The following is a 19,982-nucleotide window of genomic DNA, read 5'->3' as shown; positions in this document are numbered from 1 at the left end:
TGTTGACTATCAGTCTGACTCCACAAGCACCCACACGAATTGCTTGATTCAGTTGTTAAAGAGCGGTTGGTTAAGATCTTTCGTCTCAACCGAGGCGCGCATTCTACGCTTTCCTCTGCTGCTGTCAAGCGGTTATTTTCAGAAGATTTCAAAGTTTCCTTTGCAACTTCAACCACTTGCGCTTCCGATCTCTCGTCAGCGGGAGGCGAATTCTACAGCGTTACTCGCTGCTGTCAACACCTCTTTTACTCCGCTTTCGACCGAGAAGATCGAACCGTTGATAAGGCGACAACACACTGCCTGACCAACTCCTTCTGGCTTCGATGAACTGAAGCGTAACCGCTGTCGAAAACTGCGTAACTCTTTGTTTACCAAGGAGTTTTCCGTTTCGACTGCGCCGGAAGTGGGGCGAATTATAGGCTCTCAGAATTTGCCGTCAACCATTAATTACGCCTTTCGTGCAGAAGGCGTTCTTTTAGCGATCAATCGTGGAATTCGACGGGCCACGGGCGGTAACCGCAGTACCAATAGCAGCGCACCTATAGAGGCATAGATCACCCATTCCTTCAGGTCGGCGCGCACGATCCATAACATATGCAGCAATCCAAGCCCGAGAATCACATAGACCACGCGATGCAGTTTCTTCCAACGCGCGCCCAAGCGTCGCTGACTGTATCGATTGGAGGTAACCGCCAATGCCAGCAAACAGAGAAAGCCCAGCGCTCCGACAATAATGTACGGCCGCTTGCGTAACTCGACCCCCAGCTGCGACCAATCGAAGCCGAGGATGAACGTCAGATAACCACTCAGATGCAGCACCACGTAGGCAAAACACCACAACCCCAGTTGCCGCCGAACAGCAATCCACCCCGCCCAACCGGTGAGTTTCTGCAGCGGCGTCATGCTCAAGGTAATCAGCAGCAGTATCAAGGTCCCCAAGCCCAGGCGGTCAACCAGCACCTTGCCTGGATCAGGCCCCAGCGAATCCCCCCAGGCCTGATACAACCAAAGCAGCGGCCACACCGCGGCGGCGATGAAGACCCCGATTCGCCAGTACGGATATCGCATCAGTAGTTCTTCCGCAGATCGAGCCCTGTATAGAGAGAAGCGACTTCATCCGAGTAGCCGTTGAACATCTGCGTGTCGCGCACATTGGGCTTGAACAGACCACTGGGCAACCGCCTTTCACGGGCCTGGGTCCAACGCGGGTGATCGACCGTGGGATTGACGTTCGCATAGAAGCCATATTCATCCGAGGCAATGCTCTGCCAGGTGGTTTTAGGCTGTTCGCTGACCAGACTGATCCGCACGATGGATTTGATGCTCTTGAAGCCGTACTTCCACGGCACCACCAGACGCAACGGCGCGCCGTTCTGGCTAGGCAACTCACGCCCATACATGCCCACTGCAAGAATGGCCAACGGATTCATTGCCTCATCCAGACGTAACCCTTCGACATAAGGCCAGTCGATCAAGGCAAAACCGGAGCGCTGCCCCGGCATGGTTTGGGGATCCTGCAGGGTTTCGAAACGTATGAACCGGGCTTTGGAGGTCGGTTCGATTTCCTTGAGCAAAGCCGAAAGGGGAAAACCGATCCACGGGATGACCATCGACCAGGCTTCCACGCAGCGAAGACGGTAAATGCGCTCTTCCAGCTGATAGGGTTTCATGAAGTCCTCCAGCGCATATCGCCCCGGCTTACCCACCTCACCGTCCACCACCACACTCCAGGGTTCGGTCTTCAGCGCACCGGCGTTCGCCGCCGGATCACCTTTATCAGCGCCGAACTCGTAGAAATTGTTGTAGTGGGTTGCATCCTTGAACGGCGTGACGGCCTCATCCTTGACGTTCACCGCCTCCCACTGGGTAGCGGGAAGCTTTTCGGCAAACCAGGAAGGCGCCTTGCCAGGCTCCACGCCTGGATAACGTGCAGCATCGGCGGCGCTCGCCCACCGTGGCAGGCCGCTCACAGCCAGACCGGCGACGGCGGCACCCAGCACATGCCGTCGAGATAGATAGAAGGGTTCAGGTGTGACGTCCGACTCATGGCAGTCAGACGCCTTGGGGACTTTGATCAGCATGACAACTCCGCAGCATTGGAGGACATATGTACCAATAGACTGCGGAGTATGGGGGAAATTACACGCTCTTGCGCCGACGAAGTCTTAACAGGTATTGCACAGGACCCGAGGCAGCATAGGCGAGGAAAACCAGCAGCAGAATGCGCGGCGGATCACTGAACACGACGGCAAACACCAGGACCACGGCGAGTATCGCCACGAACGGCACACGGCCCTTCAGGTCCAGCTCCTTGAAGCTGTTGTACTTGATGTTGCTGACCATCAGCATGCCCGCGGCCGCGACCATCAATGCCACCAGAAAGGACATCTTGGAACCCTGGATGCCGTAGTCGCTGAAGGCCCAGACAATGCCCGCGACCACGCCCGCGGCTGCCGGACTGGCAAGACCGATGAAGTAGCGTTTGTCCGCGGTGCCGACCTGGGTGTTGAAGCGCGCCAGGCGCAAGGCCGCGCCTGCGACATAAATGAACGCAACCATCCAGCCGACCTTGCCCATGTCACCCAGGGCCCAGCCGAATGCCAGCAATGCCGGCGCAACGCCAAAGGCCACCATGTCCGACAGCGAGTCGTACTCGGCACCGAAGGCGCTCTGGGTATTGGTCATCCGGGCAACGCGACCGTCGAGGCCATCGAGCACCATGGCGACGAAAATCGCGATCGCGGCAAAGGCAAAATACTTGCTCGCGCCAAGGGTGTCACCGGCACTCAAGGCGCTCTGGGCGCTCATCGAGTTGATGATGGAATAAAACCCCGCGAACAGGTTCGCAGTGGTGAACAGATTCGGCAGAAGATAGATACCACGATGCCGGACTTTACGGCCTTCAGCGTCATGCCCTTCCTCGATATGTTCATCGATGGGCAGCAGACTTTCGGCGTCAGAAGCCTGGTTTGGCTCTTCGGGACGTTCGCTCATGGACATTACCTTGCAACGGTGTGGAAAGTTTTGACAGGTGTCTGGGACAAGGGTTCGGCCGCAGACGATGCAGCTTTATACCAGAACCGGGACACCCAAACGAAAAAACGCGGCCTGGGCCGCGTTTTTCCGTACAAGTGCGCGACTTAGTTTTTGGCTTTGTCGACGATCTTGTTGGCACCGATCCACGGCATCATGGAGCGCAGTTGCTCGCCGATGATTTCGATACCGTGAGCGGCGTTGTTACGACGCTTGGCGGTCATCGAAGGATAGCCGGTAGCACCTTCGCTGATGAACATCTTGGCGTATTCGCCGTCCTGAATGCGTTTCAGGGCGTTGCGCATGGCCTGACGGGACTCGGCGTTGATGATTTCCGGGCCAGTCACGTACTCGCCGTACTCGGCGTTGTTGGAGATCGAGTAGTTCATGTTGGCGATACCGCCTTCGTACATGAGGTCAACGATCAGCTTCAGTTCGTGCAGGCATTCGAAGTAGGCCATTTCCGGCGCGTAGCCAGCTTCAACCAGGGTTTCGAAACCGGCTTTGACCAGCTCGACGGTACCGCCGCACAGAACGGCTTGTTCGCCGAACAGGTCGGTTTCGGTCTCGTCCTTGAAGGTGGTTTCGATGATGCCGGTACGACCGCCACCAACGCCGGCGGCGTAGGACAGTGCAACGTTTTTGGCGTTGCCCGACGCATCCTGGTAGATAGCGATCAGGTCAGGGATACCGCCGCCTTTGACGAACTCGGAACGCACGGTGTGACCCGGCGCTTTTGGCGCGATCATGATCACGTCGAGGTCGCCGCGCGGAACAACCTGGTTGTAGTGGATCGCGAAGCCGTGGGAGAAGGCCAGAGTGGCGCCTTGCTTGATGTTCGGCTCGATTTCGTTCTTGTACAGCGCGGACTGGAACTCGTCCGGGGTCAGGATCATGACCAGGTCGGCAGCGGCGACAGCGGAAGCAACGTCAGTCACTTTCAGGCCGTGAGCTTCGGCTTTGGCAACGGTGGCCGAACCTTTACGCAGGCCGACGGTAACGTCAACGCCGGAGTCTTTCAGGTTGCACGCTTGAGCGTGGCCCTGGGAACCGTAACCGATGATGGCAACTTTCTTGCCCTGGATGATCGACAGGTCGCAGTCTTTTTCGTAATAAACTTTCATGAAATTCCCCTATATATCCAGGCCGTTCAGGCCATTCGCTAATTTGGTTTAGATGCTGAGTACTTTGTCGCCGCGGGCAATACCGGTTACGCCGCTACGGACGGTTTCCAGGATCGAGGCGGTGCCAATGGACTGAATGAAGCTGTCGAGCTTGTCGCTGGTACCGGTCAGTTGAACGGTATACACGCTGGCGCTGACATCGACGATCTGTCCACGATAAATATCGGTGGTGCGCTTGATCTCGGCGCGCTGGGCGCCGGTGGCCTTGACCTTGACCAGCATCAGTTCGCGCTCGATGTGAGCACTTTCCGACAGGTCGACCAGCTTGACCACTTCGATCAGCTTGTTCAGGTTCTTGGTGATCTGCTCGATCACTTCATCGTGACCCACCGTGGTCAACGTCAGTCGCGACAACGTCGGGTCTTCGGTCGGCGCCACGGTCAGGCTTTCGATGTTGTAGTTGCGCTGCGAGAACAGGCCGACTACACGAGACAGAGCGCCGGGTTCGTTTTCCAGAAGCAAGGAAATAATGTGCCGCATGATTAAGTACGCTCCGTCTTGCTCAGCCACATATCGCGCATGGAGCCGTCTTTGATCTGCATCGGGTAGACGTGCTCGCTGGTGTCGACCGAAACGTCGATGATCACCAGACGATCCTTCATGGCGAATGCCTCTTCCATCTTCGACTTCAAATCCTTGGAGTCGGTGATGCGCACGCCGACGTGACCATAGGCCTCTGCCAGCTTGACGAAATCAGGCAGCGATTCCATGTAGGAGTGCGAGTGACGGCTACCGTAGCTCATATCCTGCCACTGGCGGACCATACCCAGAACACCGTTGTTCAGGATGACGATTTTCACCGGCAAACCATATTGCAGACAGGTGGACAGTTCCTGAATGTTCATCTGGATACTGCCCTCGCCGGTCACGCAGACCACGTCGGCATCCGGGAAGCTCAACTTGATGCCCATGGCCGCCGGAAAACCGAAGCCCATGGTGCCCAGGCCACCGGAGTTGATCCAGCGGTTCGGCTTGTTGAACCGGTAGTACTGCGCCGCGAACATCTGGTGCTGGCCCACGTCGGAAGCAACAAAGGCATCGCCCTTGGTCACTTCACACAGGGTTTCGATCACGGTCTGTGGCTTGATGACGCTACCATCGCCCTTGTCGTACGGGAACAGGCCGCGATCACCGCGCCATTCATCCACCTGCTTCCACCAACTGGCAACGGACTCCTTGTTCGGGGTCTCGCCGATTTCCTTGAGGATCGCAACCATTTCGGTCAGGACGCTTTCCACCGGGCCGACGATGGGTACGTCAGCCTTGATGGTCTTGGAAATCGAAGCCGGGTCGATGTCGATGTGAATGATCTTGGCATTCGGGCAGAACTTGGACGCGCCATTGATCACGCGATCGTCAAACCGCGCGCCGACCGCAAGGATCACGTCGGCATGGTGCATGGCCAGGTTCGCCGTGTAGCTGCCATGCATGCCGAGCATGCCAATGAACTGACGGTCGGTGCCAGGGTAGGCACCCAGACCCATCAGGGTATTGGTCACGGGCAGGTTGAGCAGCTTCGCCAATTCGGTCAGCGGCGCGGAGCCACCACCGAGGATCACGCCGCCGCCTGCGTACATCACAGGACGCTTGGCCGCCAGGAGCATTTCGGCCGCCTTGCGGATTTGTCCGGAGTGACCGCGAACGGCCGGGCTGTAGGAACGCAGCTTGGCTTTCTTCGGGAAGATGTATTCGAACTTCTCGGCCGGGTTGGTCATGTCTTTCGGAATATCGACGACGACCGGACCGGGACGACCGGATTGCGCCAGGTAGAACGCCTTCTTCATGACTTCCGGGATTTCCGAAGCGTGCTTGATCATGAAACTGTGCTTCACGATCGGCCGGGAAATACCGATCATGTCGGTTTCCTGGAACGCGTCGGTGCCTACCATGGTGCTAGGCACCTGGCCGGAAATGACCACCATTGGGATGGAGTCCATGTAGGCCGTGGCAATACCGGTGATGGCGTTGGTTGCGCCCGGGCCGGAGGTCACCAGTACCACGCCGGCTTTACCGGTGGCACGGGCATAGCCGTCAGCCATATGGGTCGCAGCCTGCTCATGACGAACCAGGATGTGGGTTACTTCCGGTTCTTTGAACAGGGCATCGTAGACATGAAGAAGAGCACCGCCCGGGTACCCGTAGATGTACTTGACGCCTTCGTCACGCAAAAAGCGGACGAGCATCTCACCGCCAGATAAAAGCTCCACGTTGTTCACCTCTAAAACGCCAGAATACCGTCCACTCACAGAGGACGGGTCTTAATAGGTTTACTTCTCGGCAGAGCATGAGCGACGGTGGTCGCCGACTACGTCAGCACTGACTGAGCAAGTATTGGGATCGTCCCAAGTGTTGCGGGGCTTTCCCACCCAGCGCGAGGTAACGCGTTGCGGGTGTAACAGGTCGGCGCGGATGTGCGCCTCATGATCTACCGAGTGGGTCTGCTTCTGGCAGTCCCTCTACAGCGGACTTTGGATTCTTCTGTTTCGTCCTCTGCAAGTCAAGTCGTCTATGTGCTTTATTGAACCAAGTACATGAGAAAGCAAGAAAAAACCGCTAAACAGCAACTGTGTTAGCTTCAATTGCGCAACCCAAGACAAGGAAATGACATGCGAACGTTGTTCCTGGCCATCGGCCTGTTGCTCGGCACGAGCCCTTTGTGCATGGCCGGACAGATCTACAAATGGGTCGACGCCCAGGGTGTAACCCATTTCGGTGCGCAGCCGCCCCAGGGTCAGGATGCCACCAGCGTGGTCACCCCCAGCGTACCGGCCGGCAAACCGTCCACCCTGCCACGCAGCGATGCGATCGGCGATCAGCAGGCCATCGACAAGACAGTGAAAAAGCAGGTCGCCGAGCAGCAAGCCCAGCTCAAGGTGTTCTGTGAGCAGGCGCGGACCAACCTTGCTCAACTGCAGAACAATCCACGGCTACGGGAAGAGATTGACGGCGAGATGCGCCGCCTGACCGATGAGACACGTCAGGAGCGCATTACCGAAGCACAGAAACAGATTGAGCAGAACTGCCAATAATCACCTGTACCTACCCCTTGTAGGAGCTGGCTTGCCAGCGAAGGCGGTCTGTCGTCAACATCATCGTTGAATCTGATGGCCTCTTCGCTGGCAAGCCAGCTCCTACAAGGGGCTCAGCGTCAGCGAGAAGCGGTGATCAACAGATCGAACTCTTTGAGCAAAACCTGCAATTGCCGATCCTTGCCCTGGACATTGCGGGCGGCGAAGACCATTTCGGCCATCTCCTGAATCCCCGATGCATTGGGCAATGGCAGGTCCTGTTCGAGGATAGTCTTCATCCGCGGCAAGAAGATCCATTGCAGCCACTGCTCGAAATCCAGGGTGTCGACCGAGAACGGCTCGACACTGGACAGTGCTTCAACGGAAGGCGCGACATCGTCCCACCACCCCTGTACCCGCAGCTCACGCTCGATCAGCAGCAACTGCTCGGCAATCTTCGGAAAACGTGCATCCATCACGACGAAACCTTGGCCTTTTGACGGGCCAGTGCCGCACCGGCGGAATCGCCCTGTTTCTCCCGCGCCTGGGCGATCAACTCCCACAAGCTGGCCTGGAGTGCGGGACGACCGTTGGCCATGGTCAGGCCACGACGGGCGAATTGCTCGGCTTGCGCTGCATCGCCTTGGGCCATGCGCACCTGAGCCAGGCGATAAAGCACCTGGGGCTCGCGCGGCGCGACACGTTGGGCGCGCTCAAGACTGGAGGACGCTCCATTGAGATCGCCGCCTGCCTGTTGCTGCTGAGCGGTGGTCAGCAGCGCCAGTACCGGGCCGTCCAGCTGCTCGTCGGCGGACAGGCCGCCAGAGCTGGTCGACGGGATCCCGCTTGGCGTCGAGGGTATGCTGTAGCTGCCCTGGTTGATCGGTGCGGACTGGACCGGCGCCGTGTTAACCGGACCGGGCGTAATCGGCCCCGGCGTGATGGGCGTCGTGCTGATCGGCGCCGATGACACTGCACCGCCACCCGGCACCATCACGACCACGCCAGTGTCGCCCTGCGGAATCGCCTGGGTCTGGTTTGGCGCGGGGCGCTGGACCGTCGATTGGCGGTAACCGCCATTCGCCTGGATCCGTTCGCTATTGGAAACGGCGCTGCCGGAATCCACCACCGGAATCGACCCGCGCTGTACGGTGGAGCAACCGCTGAGCAAAGCCACGGCGGTAACCGCTGGAATCAACCACTTGTTCACTTGAAACCCTCTTTGCTTAATTCATCCAGCCCTTGACCCAATCCATCACCGTTTCACCCGATACAGGGCTTTCGCCACCGCAGGGAGCGCCGGGAGGTGGCTCACTGCCGCGAATATACGGCATCTGCACCGCGCCTGGGCAGTTCGCATCGGAGCCTTGTCCCGTGCGCGAATCGACCCACGCCTGTACGATGTTGTCCGGCTGCGGCATGTCCAGCGGCAATGGGTCGGCCTTGCGCATGAAACTGGTCCAGACCTGCAATGCACCGGTGGCACCGGTGAAGGGTGTCTTGCCGTTGTCATCACGCCCCAGCCAGACCACGGCCAGCAAGTCCTGGCTGAAACCGGCGAACCAGCTGTCCCGCGAATCGTTACTGGTACCGGTCTTGCCGGCCAGCGTCAGGGTCTTGGGCAACACGTTATAGACCGAGCTGCCGGTGCCTTCACGCATGACCCGCTGCATTGCATTCTGGACCAGGTAAATGGACGCCGGATCGAAGCTCTGCTGAATCTGGAACGGGTAACGCTTGAGCGGCTCGCCTTCGGCCGTCAACACACTGCGAATCCCGCGCATCGGCGTATTGAAGCCGCCATTGGCCAGGGTCTGGTACATGGTCGCCACTTCGATCGGCGTCAGACCACCGGCCCCCAGCAACATCGAGGGGAAGGCCGGAAACTCACGACTCACGCCCAGGCGTGCCAGCGTCTTGAGAACATTGGGTACGCCCACCGCCAGACCAAGACGTGCGGTCGACAGGTTGTAGGAATGCGCCAGCCCTTGATAGAGGAACACCGTGCCATGGGAACGACGATCATAGTTCTGCGGCTTCCAGACCTGACCATCGGCACCTTTGACCGAGAACGAATCGTCCGATAGCCAACTGGTCAAGGTGTACTGGCTCGGTTTCTCGAGCGCTGTCAGATAAACCGCCGGCTTGATCAGCGAACCGATCGGCCGCACGGCATCCAGTGCCCGGTTGAAGCCGGCAAAACCCGCCTGCCGACTGCCGATCATGGCCTGGACTTCGCCGGTTTCCGGGTTGGTCACGACCATGGCCGCTTCTACTTCGTCAGAGCCCTTGCGCCCGGCGAGGCGCTTGAAGGTGTCATTGACCGAGGCTTCGGCTTTCATCTGCAGGATCGGATCGAAGCTGGTGAAAATCCGCAGGCCTTCTTCGGTCAAGTCTTCGTCGCGATAGTCCTGGCGCAACTGACGCTTGACCAGATCGAGGAAACCGGGGAACGAGCTGTCGGCCAACTTGCCGCGAGTGGTCACGCCCAGTGGCATTTTCTTTGCCGCCGCGACTTGCTCGGCGGTGGCGACACCCTGTTGCTCAAGGACATCGAGCACCAGATTGCGGCGTTCGAGCGCCCGCTCCGGGTTGCGGCGCGGGTTGTAGTAGGAAGGCCCCTTGACCATGGCCACCAGCATCGCGACCTGGTGCAGTTTCAGCTCGGACAACGGCTGCCCGAAGAAGAACTGGCTGGCCAGACCAAAACCGTGCACCGCGCGCTGTCCATCCTGACCGACGAACACTTCATTGAGGTAAGCCTCAAGAATTTCCCTTTTGTCGTAATGCAACTCCAGCAACAGCGCCATCATGGCTTCGGTGAGTTTGCGGGTCAGGCTGCGTTCGCTGGTCAGGTAGAAATTCTTGACCAACTGTTGCGTCAGGGTACTGCCGCCCTGGGTCATTTTGCCGCCAGAGGTGTTGACCCAGACGGCCCGGGCAATCGACTTGGGCGATACGCCCCAATGGCTATAAAAGTCCCGGTCTTCCACTGCCACCAGGGTTTCCAACAGATACGGCGGCACCTGATCGATCTTGATCAGAATGCGGTCTTCGAGATTCTTCGGGTAAATCCCGCCGATCAGCAGCGGCTCCAGTCGTACCACGGAAACCTTCGTGCCCTTGGCCCCCGAGAGCTCGGCCACATAGTCGCCGGAGAAACGCACTCGCACGGGCTGGGCGCTTTCCATTCCTTCATAGAACTGGAAGCCACGGGTATTCAAGTCGACGGTGTTGCCGTTGACTGCTGCAGCGCCGGGACCGTTGCTCACGGCTTCGCGACGATAGCCCAGGGCATCGAGCTCGGTCAGGAAGTCAGCCTTGCTGAGCTTTTGTCCGACGAACAGCTCGAGCGGGCGCGCGTACACCTTGGCCGGGATGGTCCAGCGTTTGCCGGAAAACTTCTCCTGGACCACGGCGTCGAGGTAAACCGCGAATCCGGCGAGCACCACGAGGCCGACCAGACTGAGTTTAAGGGCCCACCCCAGCCAGGGGCTCAGGCCTCTGGAAGGTGGTTTTTTGGGGGTGCGGGAGGATCGAGTACGAGTCATGGCGGCGGATTATACGCACTTTATCGATACTCGATAGAAGCCCTCCGAGGTTTGCGTCCGGCGGACTTGCGGCCATAATGGCGGCCGTGAATTTTCCCCAGACTTTGAAGGAATGCCTGTGAGCCAGTCCCTGATCGCTGCCCTGCAAAACCCCGCCCTCTACCCGCATCCCGTGGATGGGTTCCAGGTCATCGAAACCCATATCTCCTGGGTCATTCTCACAGGCCCCTTTGCTTATAAGCTGAAGAAGCCGGTCAACTTCGGCTTCCTCGACTTCACCAGCCTCGATGCTCGCGAGCGTTTCTGCGGTGAAGAGCTGCGCCTGAACCAGCGCCTGACCCAGGATTTGTATCTCGAAGTGTTGCCCATCACCGGCAGCGCCGAAGCGCCACAGCTCGGTGGCGATGGCCCGGTCGTCGATTACGCCCTGAAAATGCGTCAATTTCCACAGAGTGGCTTGCTCAGCACGCTGCAGGCCAACGGCGAGCTGACTACCACCCACATCGACGAGATGGCCGCACAGATCGCGCAATTCCACCTCAACGCGCCGAAAGTGCCTGCCGAACACGAAGCCGGCACCCCGGACAGCGTCATGGCACCGGTGCGCCAGAACTTCGACCAGATCCGTCCGTTCCTCAGCGACAAGGCCGACCTGCTGCAACTCGATGCCCTGCAAGCCTGGGCCGAAAGCAGCTTCGACCGCCTCAAGCCACTGTTCGCCCAGCGCAAGGCGGACGGCTTCATCCGCGAATGCCACGGTGACATTCACCTGGGCAACGCCACGGAAATCGACGGCAAGGTCGTGATCTTCGACTGCATCGAGTTCAACGAACCGTTTCGCTTCACCGACGTCTATGCCGACACCGGTTTCCTGGCGATGGACCTCGAAGACCGCGGCCTGAAAAGCCTGGCACGTCGTTTTATCAGCCAATACCTGGAGCTGACCGGCGATTACCAGGGCCTTGAGCTGCTGAACTTCTATAAAGCCTATCGCGCACTGGTACGCGCCAAGGTCAGCCTGTTCAGCATGCCGGCCGACGCCGACCCGGTGCTTCGCGCCACCACCCTGCGCCAATACCGCAACTATGCGAACCTGGCGGAAAGCTACAGCACCATCCCTTCGCGCTTCATGGCGATTACCCACGGAGTGTCGGCGGTCGGCAAGAGCCAGGTAGCCATGCGCCTGGTCGAAGCCCTGGGCGCCATCCGCTTGCGCTCGGACGTAGAACGCAAACGTCTGTTCGGCGAACAAACGGTCGCCAACGACCCGCAGGCGGGCATCTATAGTGCTGACGCCAGCGTCGCGACCTACAACCGACTGCATGAAATTGCCGCGGTGATCCTGCATGCCGGCTTCCCGGTGGTGGTCGATGCCACTTACCTCAAGCGCGAACTGCGCGACGGCGCAGCGAAGATTGCCGAGGGTACCGGTGCGCCCTTCCTGATCCTGGATTGCAATGCACCGCAAGCGGTGATCGAGAGCTGGCTGGCGCTGCGTCAGGCAGACAAGAAGGACCCGTCCGACGCCAACCTGGCCGTTATCGAAGCGCAGCAAGCCAGTCGCGAGCCATTGACGCCAGCAGAGATTCTCTGCAGCAAGCGTGTGCAGACCAATGAAAGCGGCACCCTCGACACCGTCGTCGCGCAAATCCGCCAGCGGCTGCCCGGATTGTAAGATTGCGTTTCAACCGTGAAGCCCTCAGCGGCTTCACGGTCGTCAAACAGTGGCACTACACTGGCGTCATAAAACCAAGAGGTGATGTGACATGAGCCAGCCCAGACTTCTCGACACGCCGCTTTACGCCTTGCTGCACAAAGACGACATCACAGGTTTCAACAATGAACGCCCTGCGGACGGTCCGATCGATATGGTCGGCGGCGATTTCCGCGGGCTTGACCTGCGTGAACTGAATGCGGACGGCATCGACTTCAGCAATGCCTACTTCCGCTCCGCCGACTTGCGAGGCATCGACTTCAGCCACTCGATCCTGGAAGGCGCAAGCCTGGCCCACGCGCAGATCTCCGGCGCCTACTTCCCGCCAGAACTGAGTGCGGATGAAATACTGATGTCGATGAATTTCGGGACGCGCCTGCGTTACCGCACCCGCTAACACCGCATCACCTCTCCGACCCAACGCAATCCATTGTGGGAGCGGGCTTGCTCGCGAATACGTTGTGTCAGTCGACATGAATGTTGAATCTTAAACCGCTTTCGCGAGCAAGCCCGCTCCCACAGGGTTTTGCGTCGACCTCATCTTTTGCATTCGCAGATATTCCTTCAGGGCCCAGGCGCCCACCTCTTAGAAGCATTTACACCGAAACCAAGCAAACAATCACGCTTTTCCTACTGATGGCTACACTGCTGAGAGGCTCGCCCACGCACCGTTCGGCCGTCGCAAGGAGGCTTGATGAATGATGAACTGCAGCACCTGAAGAATCTTGGCAAGACGTCAGCGCAGTGGCTGCATGCCGTGGGCATCCACAGCGCGTCGGACTTGCGTCGCCTGGGAGCGGTGGACGCTTACCGGGCCGTGCGCACCCGCGGGTTCCGGGCGTCCAAGGTGTTGTTGTATGCGATCGAAGGCGCCTTGATGGACGTGCACTGGAACGACATTCCTGCCGAACGCAAGGAAGCCCTGAACAAACAGCTGGAAGCGATTTCGTCGCGCCACAAAAGCTGAATGCTCCGGCCCCATGATTATGGGGCTTTACACCGGGCTGATGACCGATTTCAAGTAAACGAAAAATCAGCTGTTGACATGGTAATGAGAATCGCTATGATTATCACAACTGGTCGCGAGACTGGTCGATATTTGAAAAGCCCTTGGTTCGGACTCTCAGATATCTCCTCATCAGGCTAATCACGGTTATTTGACCCGGCTCTTGCCGGGTCTTTTTTTGGGCGAAAGGTTTGTATGCCCATTGCCTGCCGGTCAAATTGACTGCATGCCGCTGGACTGTGGGAAACGCCAAATCCTGTAGGAGCCGGCTTGCCGGCGAAGGCGTCTACATGGGCGGTGCACGGCTCGAGGCCGCCTTCGCTGCGGTGCGGCGATCCGACAAGCCAGCTCCTACATGGGCCGGGGTGCACCTGCGATTACGCAGGTTTACCCCGGCCCATGCGCTGTTGTGGCTGTTCAGCTGAGGCTACTTACCAAACTGCTTACGCATCTGCTCACAATAATCCGGCGTCGGCATGACAGGCGTGTACCAGACGTAATCAGCCATATCCGCCGTGACCTCACTGCCCTGTTCGGCCAGCATCAGCACCGTTGGCGCCTCGGGTGCCCCCAGATCCAGCAGGTGAATTGGCACGCCAACGTCCTTGCGTGCATGGAACGCGCCGGCAAACAGCATTGAAGGCTCAGGTGCGACGAGCAGGCGCTCGGCCATGCGCCGATCACGCTGCTGCTGAACCGCAAGCATCGCCGGCATCTGTGCCTTGGGCAGCAGTCCGCAGTGGGAATCGCTGACTTGCTGCAGCAGTTCGTCCTTGACCGAAGACGCGGTGGAGCGTGAGCCGCTCAAGGTGGGAGGGGTGGTATAGATGGCCCGGACTTGCGCTGTGGTCAGGTTCGCAGACAGCAGCGGATAGGGTTGGCTCAGGGCGAAACGCACGATCGGCCCGTACAAATCCCAATCCCAACCCTCCTGCCAGGCCAACGCACCGGGCAAATCCGCCGGAGGTGTCGAAGGGTGGCGAACCTCGTCGACGCGCGGCTGCTGATCGGGCGTGAGCATTTCCAGCAGCAGGCTGCCTTGCTGACGACGCTCACCCAGCGACTGCAACAACCACAACTGCAGTGCATGGTGATCGCGATTGTCATGCTGCTCGCCGACGATCAGCCGCGAAGACCTGGCCAATTGCGCAACCAGTTCCTGCGGCGTCAGGCTCCGGCCGCTGCGCAAGTCGCGGATCTCACCGACGACCGGGGGCGGTGCCGAAACGTGCTGGCACGCACTCAGCACCAGGACTGCCAGAATCAACATTACACGCATGGACTCATCCCTATCAGACACTCAGCGGGCGATGATCAGCGGATGCCCACGCTCCGGATGCTGTTGCACCAGCACTTCCAGGCCGAAGACCGCCTTGAGCGGTTCCGGACGCAACACCTGCTCCGGCGTATCGAGCGCCACCGGGCGCCCGCCTTCGAGCAGGAGCAGGCGATCACAATAGCGCGCCGCCAGGTTCAGATCATGCAGGATCACCAACACCGCCGCGCCGCGATCGGCGAACGCGCGCACCGCTTGCAGGGTGGTGTGCTGATGCAGCGGGTCAAGCATCGAGGTCGGCTCATCGAGCAACAGGGTCTGCCCCGCCTCACCTGGCCAGAGTTGTGCCAACACCCGCGCCAGATGTACCCGCTGGCGTTCGCCGCCGGACAAGGCCAGGTAGCTGCGGCCAGTCAGATGACCGGCATCGGCGGCCTGCAACGCGGCGGCGACGATTTCATCATCGCGGATTCGGCCGCTCTGATGGGGCAAGCGGCCCATGCCGACCACTTCTTCGACGCGAAAGGCGAAGTCCAGGGTCGATACCTGCGGCAACACGGCCAGGCGCTGGGCTCGTAGCGCACCGGTCCAGTGGCTCAACTCGCGTTCATCGAGCCAGACATTGCCCTGATCAGCCTGCAACTCGCCGCACAAGGCGCCCAGCAAGGTGCTTTTCCCGGCACCGTTCGGCCCCAGCACGCCGAGGACTTCCCCCGGCTTGACCTCCAGCGTGATGCTGGTCAATACGATCTTGCAGCCCCGGCTGATCTGCAGATTTTGCGTTCGCAACATCAGGCGCGCCCCCGGAGAAGTAAATACAGAAAGAACGGCGCACCGATGAAAGCCGTGACAATCCCGATGGGCAACTCGGCCGGCGCCAGCGCCAATCGTGCGACCAGATCGGCAAACAGCAGGAGGCTGCCACCGGCCAGTACCGAGGCCGGCAACAGCACGCGATGGTCAGGACCCGCCAGCAGTCGCACCAGGTGCGGCACCACCAGCCCGACAAAGCCGATCATTCCTGCCGCTGCGACCGCCGCGCCGACACCCAGCGCCGTACAGAACACCAGCTCACGCTTGAGCCTTTCGACATCGATACCCAGGTGCCCGGCCTCCGACTCGCCCAGCAGCAACGCATTTAGCGCTTTGGCCCGGCGTGGCAGCCAGAGCGCCACGACCACCGTGATCAACAATAGGGGCCAGAGTCGCGCATAGCTGGCGCCGTTGAGACTGCCCAGGTTCCAGAATGTCAGCGTCCGCAAGGTCGCGTCGTCGGCCAGGTAGGTAAACAGCCCCACCGCGGAACCGGCCAGCGCCGTCAATGCAATACCCGCCAACAGCATGGTCGCGACATGGGTCTGCCCGTTGCGCCGACCCAGCCGATACACCAGCGCCGTGACGCCGAGCCCGCCTATGAATGCGCACAGCGATAACAGATAAGGCCCGAAGGCTTGCGGCAGGCCGCCAAATAGCGAACCGCCGACAATCGCGATCGCCGCGCCCAGCGCCGCTCCGCTGGAAACCCCGACCAACCCCGGATCAGCCAGCGGGTTGCGAAACAGTCCCTGCATCGCCACGCCGGACAGTGCCAAAACGCCCCCCACTGCCAGACCCAGCAGTGTGCGCGGCAGGCGAATCTGTCCGAGGATCAGCTCGGCCTGCTCCAGCCCGTCGGCCGCAATGGGCAAGCCGATCAGCCGCAACGCCGCGCGCAAGGTATCGAACAGCGGCAAGCTGACGGGGCCCAGCGCCAACGACAACCAGACCGCCAGCAAACACAGCAGGCTCAGGCCAATGAACAAAGCACGCGGTTTAACCAGGACCGTCATTGACCGGCAGAACCGGGGAAGAAGCCGTCAGACAGTGATTTCAACGCATCGGGCAACCGCGGCCCGAGGCCACCCACCAGCAAGGTGGGATCGAGCTCGATGACTCGCTCGTCCTTGGCCGCGCGGGTCGAGGACAGGATCGGATTTTCCTTGAACAGCGCTGCCCGCGCGGCGTCGCCAGTGAGCGCACGATCGGCAAACACCAGCACGTCAGGATCCAGGCTGACCAGCGATTCGACAGAAAAGGGTTTGTAACCGGAATGTGTTGCCAGATTGTGCCCACCGGCCCTTTGCAGCAACCAGTCGGCGGCGGTGTCCTTGCCGGCGATCAGCGGCTTGCCACCGGCATGGCCGAGCAGCATGAGGACGCCCGGCGACTTTTCCTTCAACTGCGCCCGGGTGACCCGGACCTTTTGCTGCTCGAGTTGCTGCTGATACGCTAGAAGCAATTGCGCCGCCCGGTCTTGCGCGCCAAGCAACTTGCCCAAGCGCTGCAGATTAGCCTGCAAAGTCGGCAGATCCGGTTGGGCGGAGAACAGTTCGACCTGCACGCCGGCACTGCGGACCTGCGAAAGCACCGGCGGCGGCCCCATTTCTTCGGTGCCGATCAGAATTTGCGGGCGCAAACTTAAAATACCTTCCGCCGACAATTGCCGCTGATAACCGATGCTGGGCAGGGCCTTCAGGGATTGCGGGTGCTGGCTCGTGGTATCGACACCCACCAGTTTCGACTCGCCGCCCAGCGCACTGACCCACTCCGACAGCGCGCCTCCGGCACTGACCCAGCGTTGTGGCAATTCGGCCGCTGCGGCGTAACAACTGGCGAGAAGTCCGACACAGAGCGCAGCAACGTGGGTACTCAGGCGCATAGACAGCTTCCTTGAAAGTTTTCCCGGCATCGAGATGACGGGCCAAGTATCCTCGGCATCCGGCAGCAGCATGCCCAATGGGTGAAGCGGCCATTTGATAATTGTTTGCATTTGAACGTCAAGCTCGGACATATCCGGTTATAAGACGCGGCACTTGAGGATAGACATGAAGTTTCTTTGTACCGGCGTCGAGCTGGCCGATGACAGCAGCCGCGGTTTCGACATCGATGGCCAGAAACTCTTTGCCGTGCGCCGGGGCGGTCGGGCTTACGTCTATATCAATCGCTGTCCGCACCGTGGCGTCGGACTGGAATGGACCCCCAACCAGTTTCTCGACCCCAGCAACAGCCTGATCCAGTGCGCCACCCACGGCGCACTGTTCCTGATTGAAGACGGCGAATGCGTCGCCGGCCCGTGCGCCGGGCAATCCCTGGTCAGCGTCGACTGCCACGAGGACGAGCAAGGGCTCTGGGTCGGTGTTTAACCGTTGAGCAACACCTCCAGCCGTCGATCAACCACCATCTCTTCGTGGGTCAACCGAACGCCGTAGGCCAGTACCTCGACCCCACAGGCCACTGCCTCACGCAGTGCGGCGGCGTAGGCTGAATCGATTTCTTCGGCAGGACGCACCGCATCGATTCCGGTGAGGTTCACGCAGTACAACTGCACCGCGCGAATCCCGTCCCGCGCCAGATGGGCCAGCTCCCGCAAATGCTTCGCCCCGCGCTGCGTCACCGCATCAGGAAACGCTGCTACCAACGAGCCGTCGTAACCCAGGGTCACACTTTTGACTTCCACATAGGCCGGCCCACTTGGGTAGTCGAGGCGGAAATCGATGCGACTGCTTTCCTGGCCATAGGCCACTTCACGCTTCAGCCCGGTAAAGCCGTTCAGCTCGGTGATGACGCCGGCCCGCAATGCCTCCTCGATCAAGCCGTTGGCACGGCCAGTGTTCACGCAAAACAGTCGCCCCTGCGGGGTTTCGCCGACCTCCCAGGTGCCGGGTAGTTTGCGTTTCGGATCATTGGAACGACTGAACCAGACCTGCCCGCCTTCGACCTGGCAATTGAGCATGGAACCGGTGTTCGGGCAGTGAATGGTCAGGAACTCGCCGCCAACGGTCTCGATATCCGCGAGGAAACGCTTGTAACGACGGATCAGGCGACCTTCTTCGAGTGGAGGATAAAATCGCATCAGCCTTGCCAGCTCCGCAAACCGCGAGCAATCCGCTCGACCGCTTCCTGCAAGCGCACCAGACTCTGGGTGTAGGCAAACCGCACGTGATGCCCGGCCTGATATCGGCCGAAGTCCAGTCCCGGGGTGATCGCCACATGCTCGGTTTCGAGGAAATGCCGGCAGAACGCGAAGGCATCACCGCCGAACTTGCTGATATCGGCGTACAAGTAAAAAGCCCCTTCGGGCTCCACGGCGATGCCGAAGCCCAGCTCCCGCAAGGCCGGCAGCAGGAAATCCCGGCGCCGGCCAAATTCGGCGCGACGCTCTTCCAGGATGCTGATGGTGGCCGGTTCGAAGCAGGCCAGTGCGGCGTGCTGGGCCATGCTCGGGGCGCTGATGTAGAGGTTCTGGGCCAGTTTCTCCAGCTCACCGACCGCGGCTTCGGGTGCGACCAGCCAGCCGAGTCGCCAGCCGGTCATGCCGAAATACTTTGAAAAACTATTCAGGACAAAGGCGTCGTCATCCACTTCCAGCACGCTGGCCGCGTCGGTGCCATAGGTCAGGCCGTGGTAGATCTCGTCCACCACCAGATGACCGTGGCGCACCTTGATGGCGGTAGACAGGCCCGCCAACTCGTCACGCGTCAGGATGGTCCCGGTCGGGTTGGCCGGTGAAGCCACCAGCGCGCCGACGCTGTCGTGATCCCAATGACGGGTCACCAGGTCCGGCGTCAGCTGATATCGCACGTCCGGGCCGACAGGAACCAGCTGCGCCGCGCCTTCTACCAGCCGCAGGAAATGCCGGTTGCACGGGTATCCCGGGTCCGCCAGCAGCCAGTGCTTGCCCGGATCCACCAGCAAGGCGCTGGCCAGCAACAGCGCGCCAGAGCCGCCGGGCGTGATCAGGATGCGTTGCGGATCGATATTCAACCCGTAACGCTGCTGATAGAAGCCCGAAATGGCCTCGCGCAACTCCGGGATACCGCGCGCAGCGGTGTAACGGGTCTTGCCCGCCGTCAGTGCCGCCTGGCCGGCCTGGATGATCGGCTCGGCGGTGGTGAAGTCCGGCTCGCCGATTTCCAGGTGGATCACGTCGTGGCCGGCGGCTTGCAATTCATTGGCCCGCGCCAGCAGCGCCATGACGTGGAAAGGTTCGATCGCGCGACTGCGGGCACTGTAGGACTGAGCCATTGGCCTTCCTTCAACAGGGAAAAAAACCGATTCTACCCAAGCGCAGGAACGAGCGAGAACCTAAAGCGGTCAGAGCCATATGACTCTGGTCTCAAACGACTCAAGCGTGTGTCCCAGGTTTGGCTAAAATCAATATTTGATCAGGC

21 protein-coding genes are annotated in these 19,982 nt (G+C 60.1%); 6 read left to right on the top strand and 15 right to left on the bottom strand.

The window, feature by feature from the left end:
• On the top strand, positions 1-304 hold a 304-nt coding region (locus J2W17_RS20840; protein WP_307338524.1), incomplete at its 5' end, for a hypothetical protein.
• A 143-nt stretch (positions 305-447) separates the two neighbouring features.
• Here the strand turns inward: J2W17_RS20840 and msrQ are convergent.
• From msrQ to J2W17_RS20810, 6 genes are all read right to left on the bottom strand, one after another.
• A complete protein-coding gene (gene msrQ / locus J2W17_RS20835) occupies positions 448-1,068 on the bottom strand; it encodes a protein-methionine-sulfoxide reductase heme-binding subunit MsrQ (protein WP_307338522.1) in 621 nt (206 codons plus the stop codon).
• A complete protein-coding gene (msrP, locus tag J2W17_RS20830; RefSeq protein WP_307338518.1) occupies positions 1,068-2,081 on the bottom strand; it encodes a protein-methionine-sulfoxide reductase catalytic subunit MsrP in 1,014 nt (337 codons plus the stop codon). Before msrP ends, msrQ begins: the two co-directional genes overlap by 1 nt.
• 58 nt (positions 2,082-2,139) lie before the next feature.
• Entirely contained in the window at positions 2,140-2,994 is an 855-nt protein-coding gene (pssA, locus tag J2W17_RS20825) for a CDP-diacylglycerol--serine O-phosphatidyltransferase (protein ID WP_307338515.1), read from the bottom strand.
• Positions 2,995-3,140: 146 nt separating this feature from the next.
• A complete protein-coding gene (ilvC, locus tag J2W17_RS20820) occupies positions 3,141-4,157 on the bottom strand; it encodes a ketol-acid reductoisomerase (protein ID WP_307338512.1) in 1,017 nt (338 codons plus the stop codon).
• 48 nt (positions 4,158-4,205) lie between these two features.
• A complete protein-coding gene (gene ilvN / locus J2W17_RS20815; protein ID WP_003176102.1) occupies positions 4,206-4,697 on the bottom strand; it encodes an acetolactate synthase small subunit in 492 nt (163 codons plus the stop codon).
• Between the two features lie 2 nt (positions 4,698-4,699).
• Positions 4,700-6,424: an acetolactate synthase 3 large subunit gene (locus J2W17_RS20810; RefSeq protein WP_307338506.1), complete on the bottom strand. Its 1,725-nt coding sequence runs from the start codon at positions 6,422-6,424 to the stop codon at positions 4,700-4,702.
• 399 nt (positions 6,425-6,823) lie between these two features.
• On the opposite strand from J2W17_RS20810, the gene J2W17_RS20805 reads away from it, so the two are divergent.
• Positions 6,824-7,246, top strand: coding sequence for a DUF4124 domain-containing protein (locus tag J2W17_RS20805; protein ID WP_307338503.1), 423 nt, complete (start codon positions 6,824-6,826; stop codon positions 7,244-7,246).
• A 119-nt stretch (positions 7,247-7,365) separates the two neighbouring features.
• Here the strand turns inward: J2W17_RS20805 and J2W17_RS20800 are convergent, their stop codons facing one another.
• Genes J2W17_RS20800 through mrcB form a run of 3 tightly spaced genes read right to left on the bottom strand, consistent with a single transcriptional unit; the run spans position 7,366 to position 10,776 of the window.
• Positions 7,366-7,701 (bottom strand): YqcC family protein, encoded by a 336-nt coding sequence (locus tag J2W17_RS20800; RefSeq protein WP_307338500.1) that lies wholly within the window; start codon positions 7,699-7,701, stop codon positions 7,366-7,368.
• Positions 7,701-8,435 (bottom strand): tetratricopeptide repeat protein, encoded by a 735-nt coding sequence (locus tag J2W17_RS20795; protein WP_307338497.1) that lies wholly within the window; start codon positions 8,433-8,435, stop codon positions 7,701-7,703. The genes J2W17_RS20800 and J2W17_RS20795 overlap by 1 nt, the downstream gene beginning before the upstream one ends.
• Before the next feature lie 16 nt (positions 8,436-8,451).
• A complete protein-coding gene (mrcB, locus tag J2W17_RS20790; protein ID WP_307338493.1) occupies positions 8,452-10,776 on the bottom strand; it encodes a penicillin-binding protein 1B in 2,325 nt (774 codons plus the stop codon).
• Positions 10,777-10,894: 118 nt separating this feature from the next.
• Here mrcB and J2W17_RS20785 point away from each other — a divergent pair, with 118 nt between their 5' ends.
• From J2W17_RS20785 to J2W17_RS20775, 3 genes are all read left to right on the top strand, one after another.
• Complete coding sequence (locus J2W17_RS20785) at positions 10,895-12,451, top strand: bifunctional aminoglycoside phosphotransferase/ATP-binding protein (RefSeq protein WP_307338489.1); 1,557 nt, start codon at positions 10,895-10,897, stop codon at positions 12,449-12,451.
• Between the two features lie 91 nt (positions 12,452-12,542).
• Positions 12,543-12,887 (top strand): pentapeptide repeat-containing protein, encoded by a 345-nt coding sequence (locus J2W17_RS20780; RefSeq protein ID WP_307338486.1) that lies wholly within the window; start codon positions 12,543-12,545, stop codon positions 12,885-12,887.
• A 297-nt stretch (positions 12,888-13,184) separates the two neighbouring features.
• The gene (locus J2W17_RS20775) at positions 13,185-13,457 is read left to right on the top strand and encodes a TfoX/Sxy family protein (RefSeq protein WP_056855614.1); all 273 of its coding nucleotides are present in this window, start codon (positions 13,185-13,187) and stop codon (positions 13,455-13,457) included.
• Between the two features lie 466 nt (positions 13,458-13,923).
• Here the strand turns inward: J2W17_RS20775 and J2W17_RS20770 are convergent, their stop codons facing one another.
• From J2W17_RS20770 to J2W17_RS20755, 4 genes are read right to left on the bottom strand one after another with little or no spacing between them, the layout of a single operon-like run.
• Positions 13,924-14,775, bottom strand: a complete 852-nt coding sequence (locus J2W17_RS20770; protein WP_307338481.1) for a ChaN family lipoprotein — start codon at positions 14,773-14,775, stop codon at positions 13,924-13,926.
• Positions 14,776-14,796: 21 nt separating this feature from the next.
• The gene (locus J2W17_RS20765; RefSeq protein ID WP_307338478.1) at positions 14,797-15,564 is read right to left on the bottom strand and encodes a heme ABC transporter ATP-binding protein; all 768 of its coding nucleotides are present in this window, start codon (positions 15,562-15,564) and stop codon (positions 14,797-14,799) included.
• Positions 15,564-16,547 carry a FecCD family ABC transporter permease gene (locus J2W17_RS20760; protein WP_307338549.1) on the bottom strand — a complete coding sequence of 328 codons (984 nt, stop codon included), beginning with the start codon at positions 16,545-16,547 and terminating at the stop codon, positions 15,564-15,566. Before J2W17_RS20760 ends, J2W17_RS20765 begins: the two co-directional genes overlap by 1 nt.
• A gap of 50 nt (positions 16,548-16,597) precedes the next feature.
• Positions 16,598-17,470, bottom strand: a complete 873-nt coding sequence (locus J2W17_RS20755) for a heme/hemin ABC transporter substrate-binding protein (protein ID WP_307338473.1) — start codon at positions 17,468-17,470, stop codon at positions 16,598-16,600.
• 166 nt (positions 17,471-17,636) lie between these two features.
• Here J2W17_RS20755 and J2W17_RS20750 point away from each other — a divergent pair, with 166 nt between their 5' ends.
• Positions 17,637-17,954, top strand: a complete 318-nt coding sequence (locus tag J2W17_RS20750) for a Rieske (2Fe-2S) protein (protein ID WP_307338471.1) — start codon at positions 17,637-17,639, stop codon at positions 17,952-17,954.
• Here the strand turns inward: J2W17_RS20750 and sfsA are convergent.
• Both sfsA and J2W17_RS20740 read right to left on the bottom strand, forming a co-directional pair.
• Entirely contained in the window at positions 17,951-18,664 is a 714-nt protein-coding gene (gene sfsA, locus J2W17_RS20745; protein WP_307338469.1) for a DNA/RNA nuclease SfsA, read from the bottom strand. The two genes, J2W17_RS20750 and sfsA, sit on opposite strands and share 4 nt — an antisense overlap.
• Positions 18,664-19,836, bottom strand: coding sequence for a pyridoxal phosphate-dependent aminotransferase (locus J2W17_RS20740; RefSeq protein WP_307338467.1), 1,173 nt, complete (start codon positions 19,834-19,836; stop codon positions 18,664-18,666). The genes sfsA and J2W17_RS20740 overlap by 1 nt, the downstream gene beginning before the upstream one ends.
• Positions 19,837-19,982 lie beyond the last annotated feature (146 nt).

Source organism: Pseudomonas lini (genome assembly GCF_030812475.1).
Taxonomy (GTDB): Bacteria; Pseudomonadota; Gammaproteobacteria; order Pseudomonadales; family Pseudomonadaceae; genus Aquipseudomonas; species Aquipseudomonas lini_A.
The sequence above is the reverse complement of the archived record's forward strand: the minus strand, read 5'-3'. Positions and strand labels throughout refer to the sequence as shown.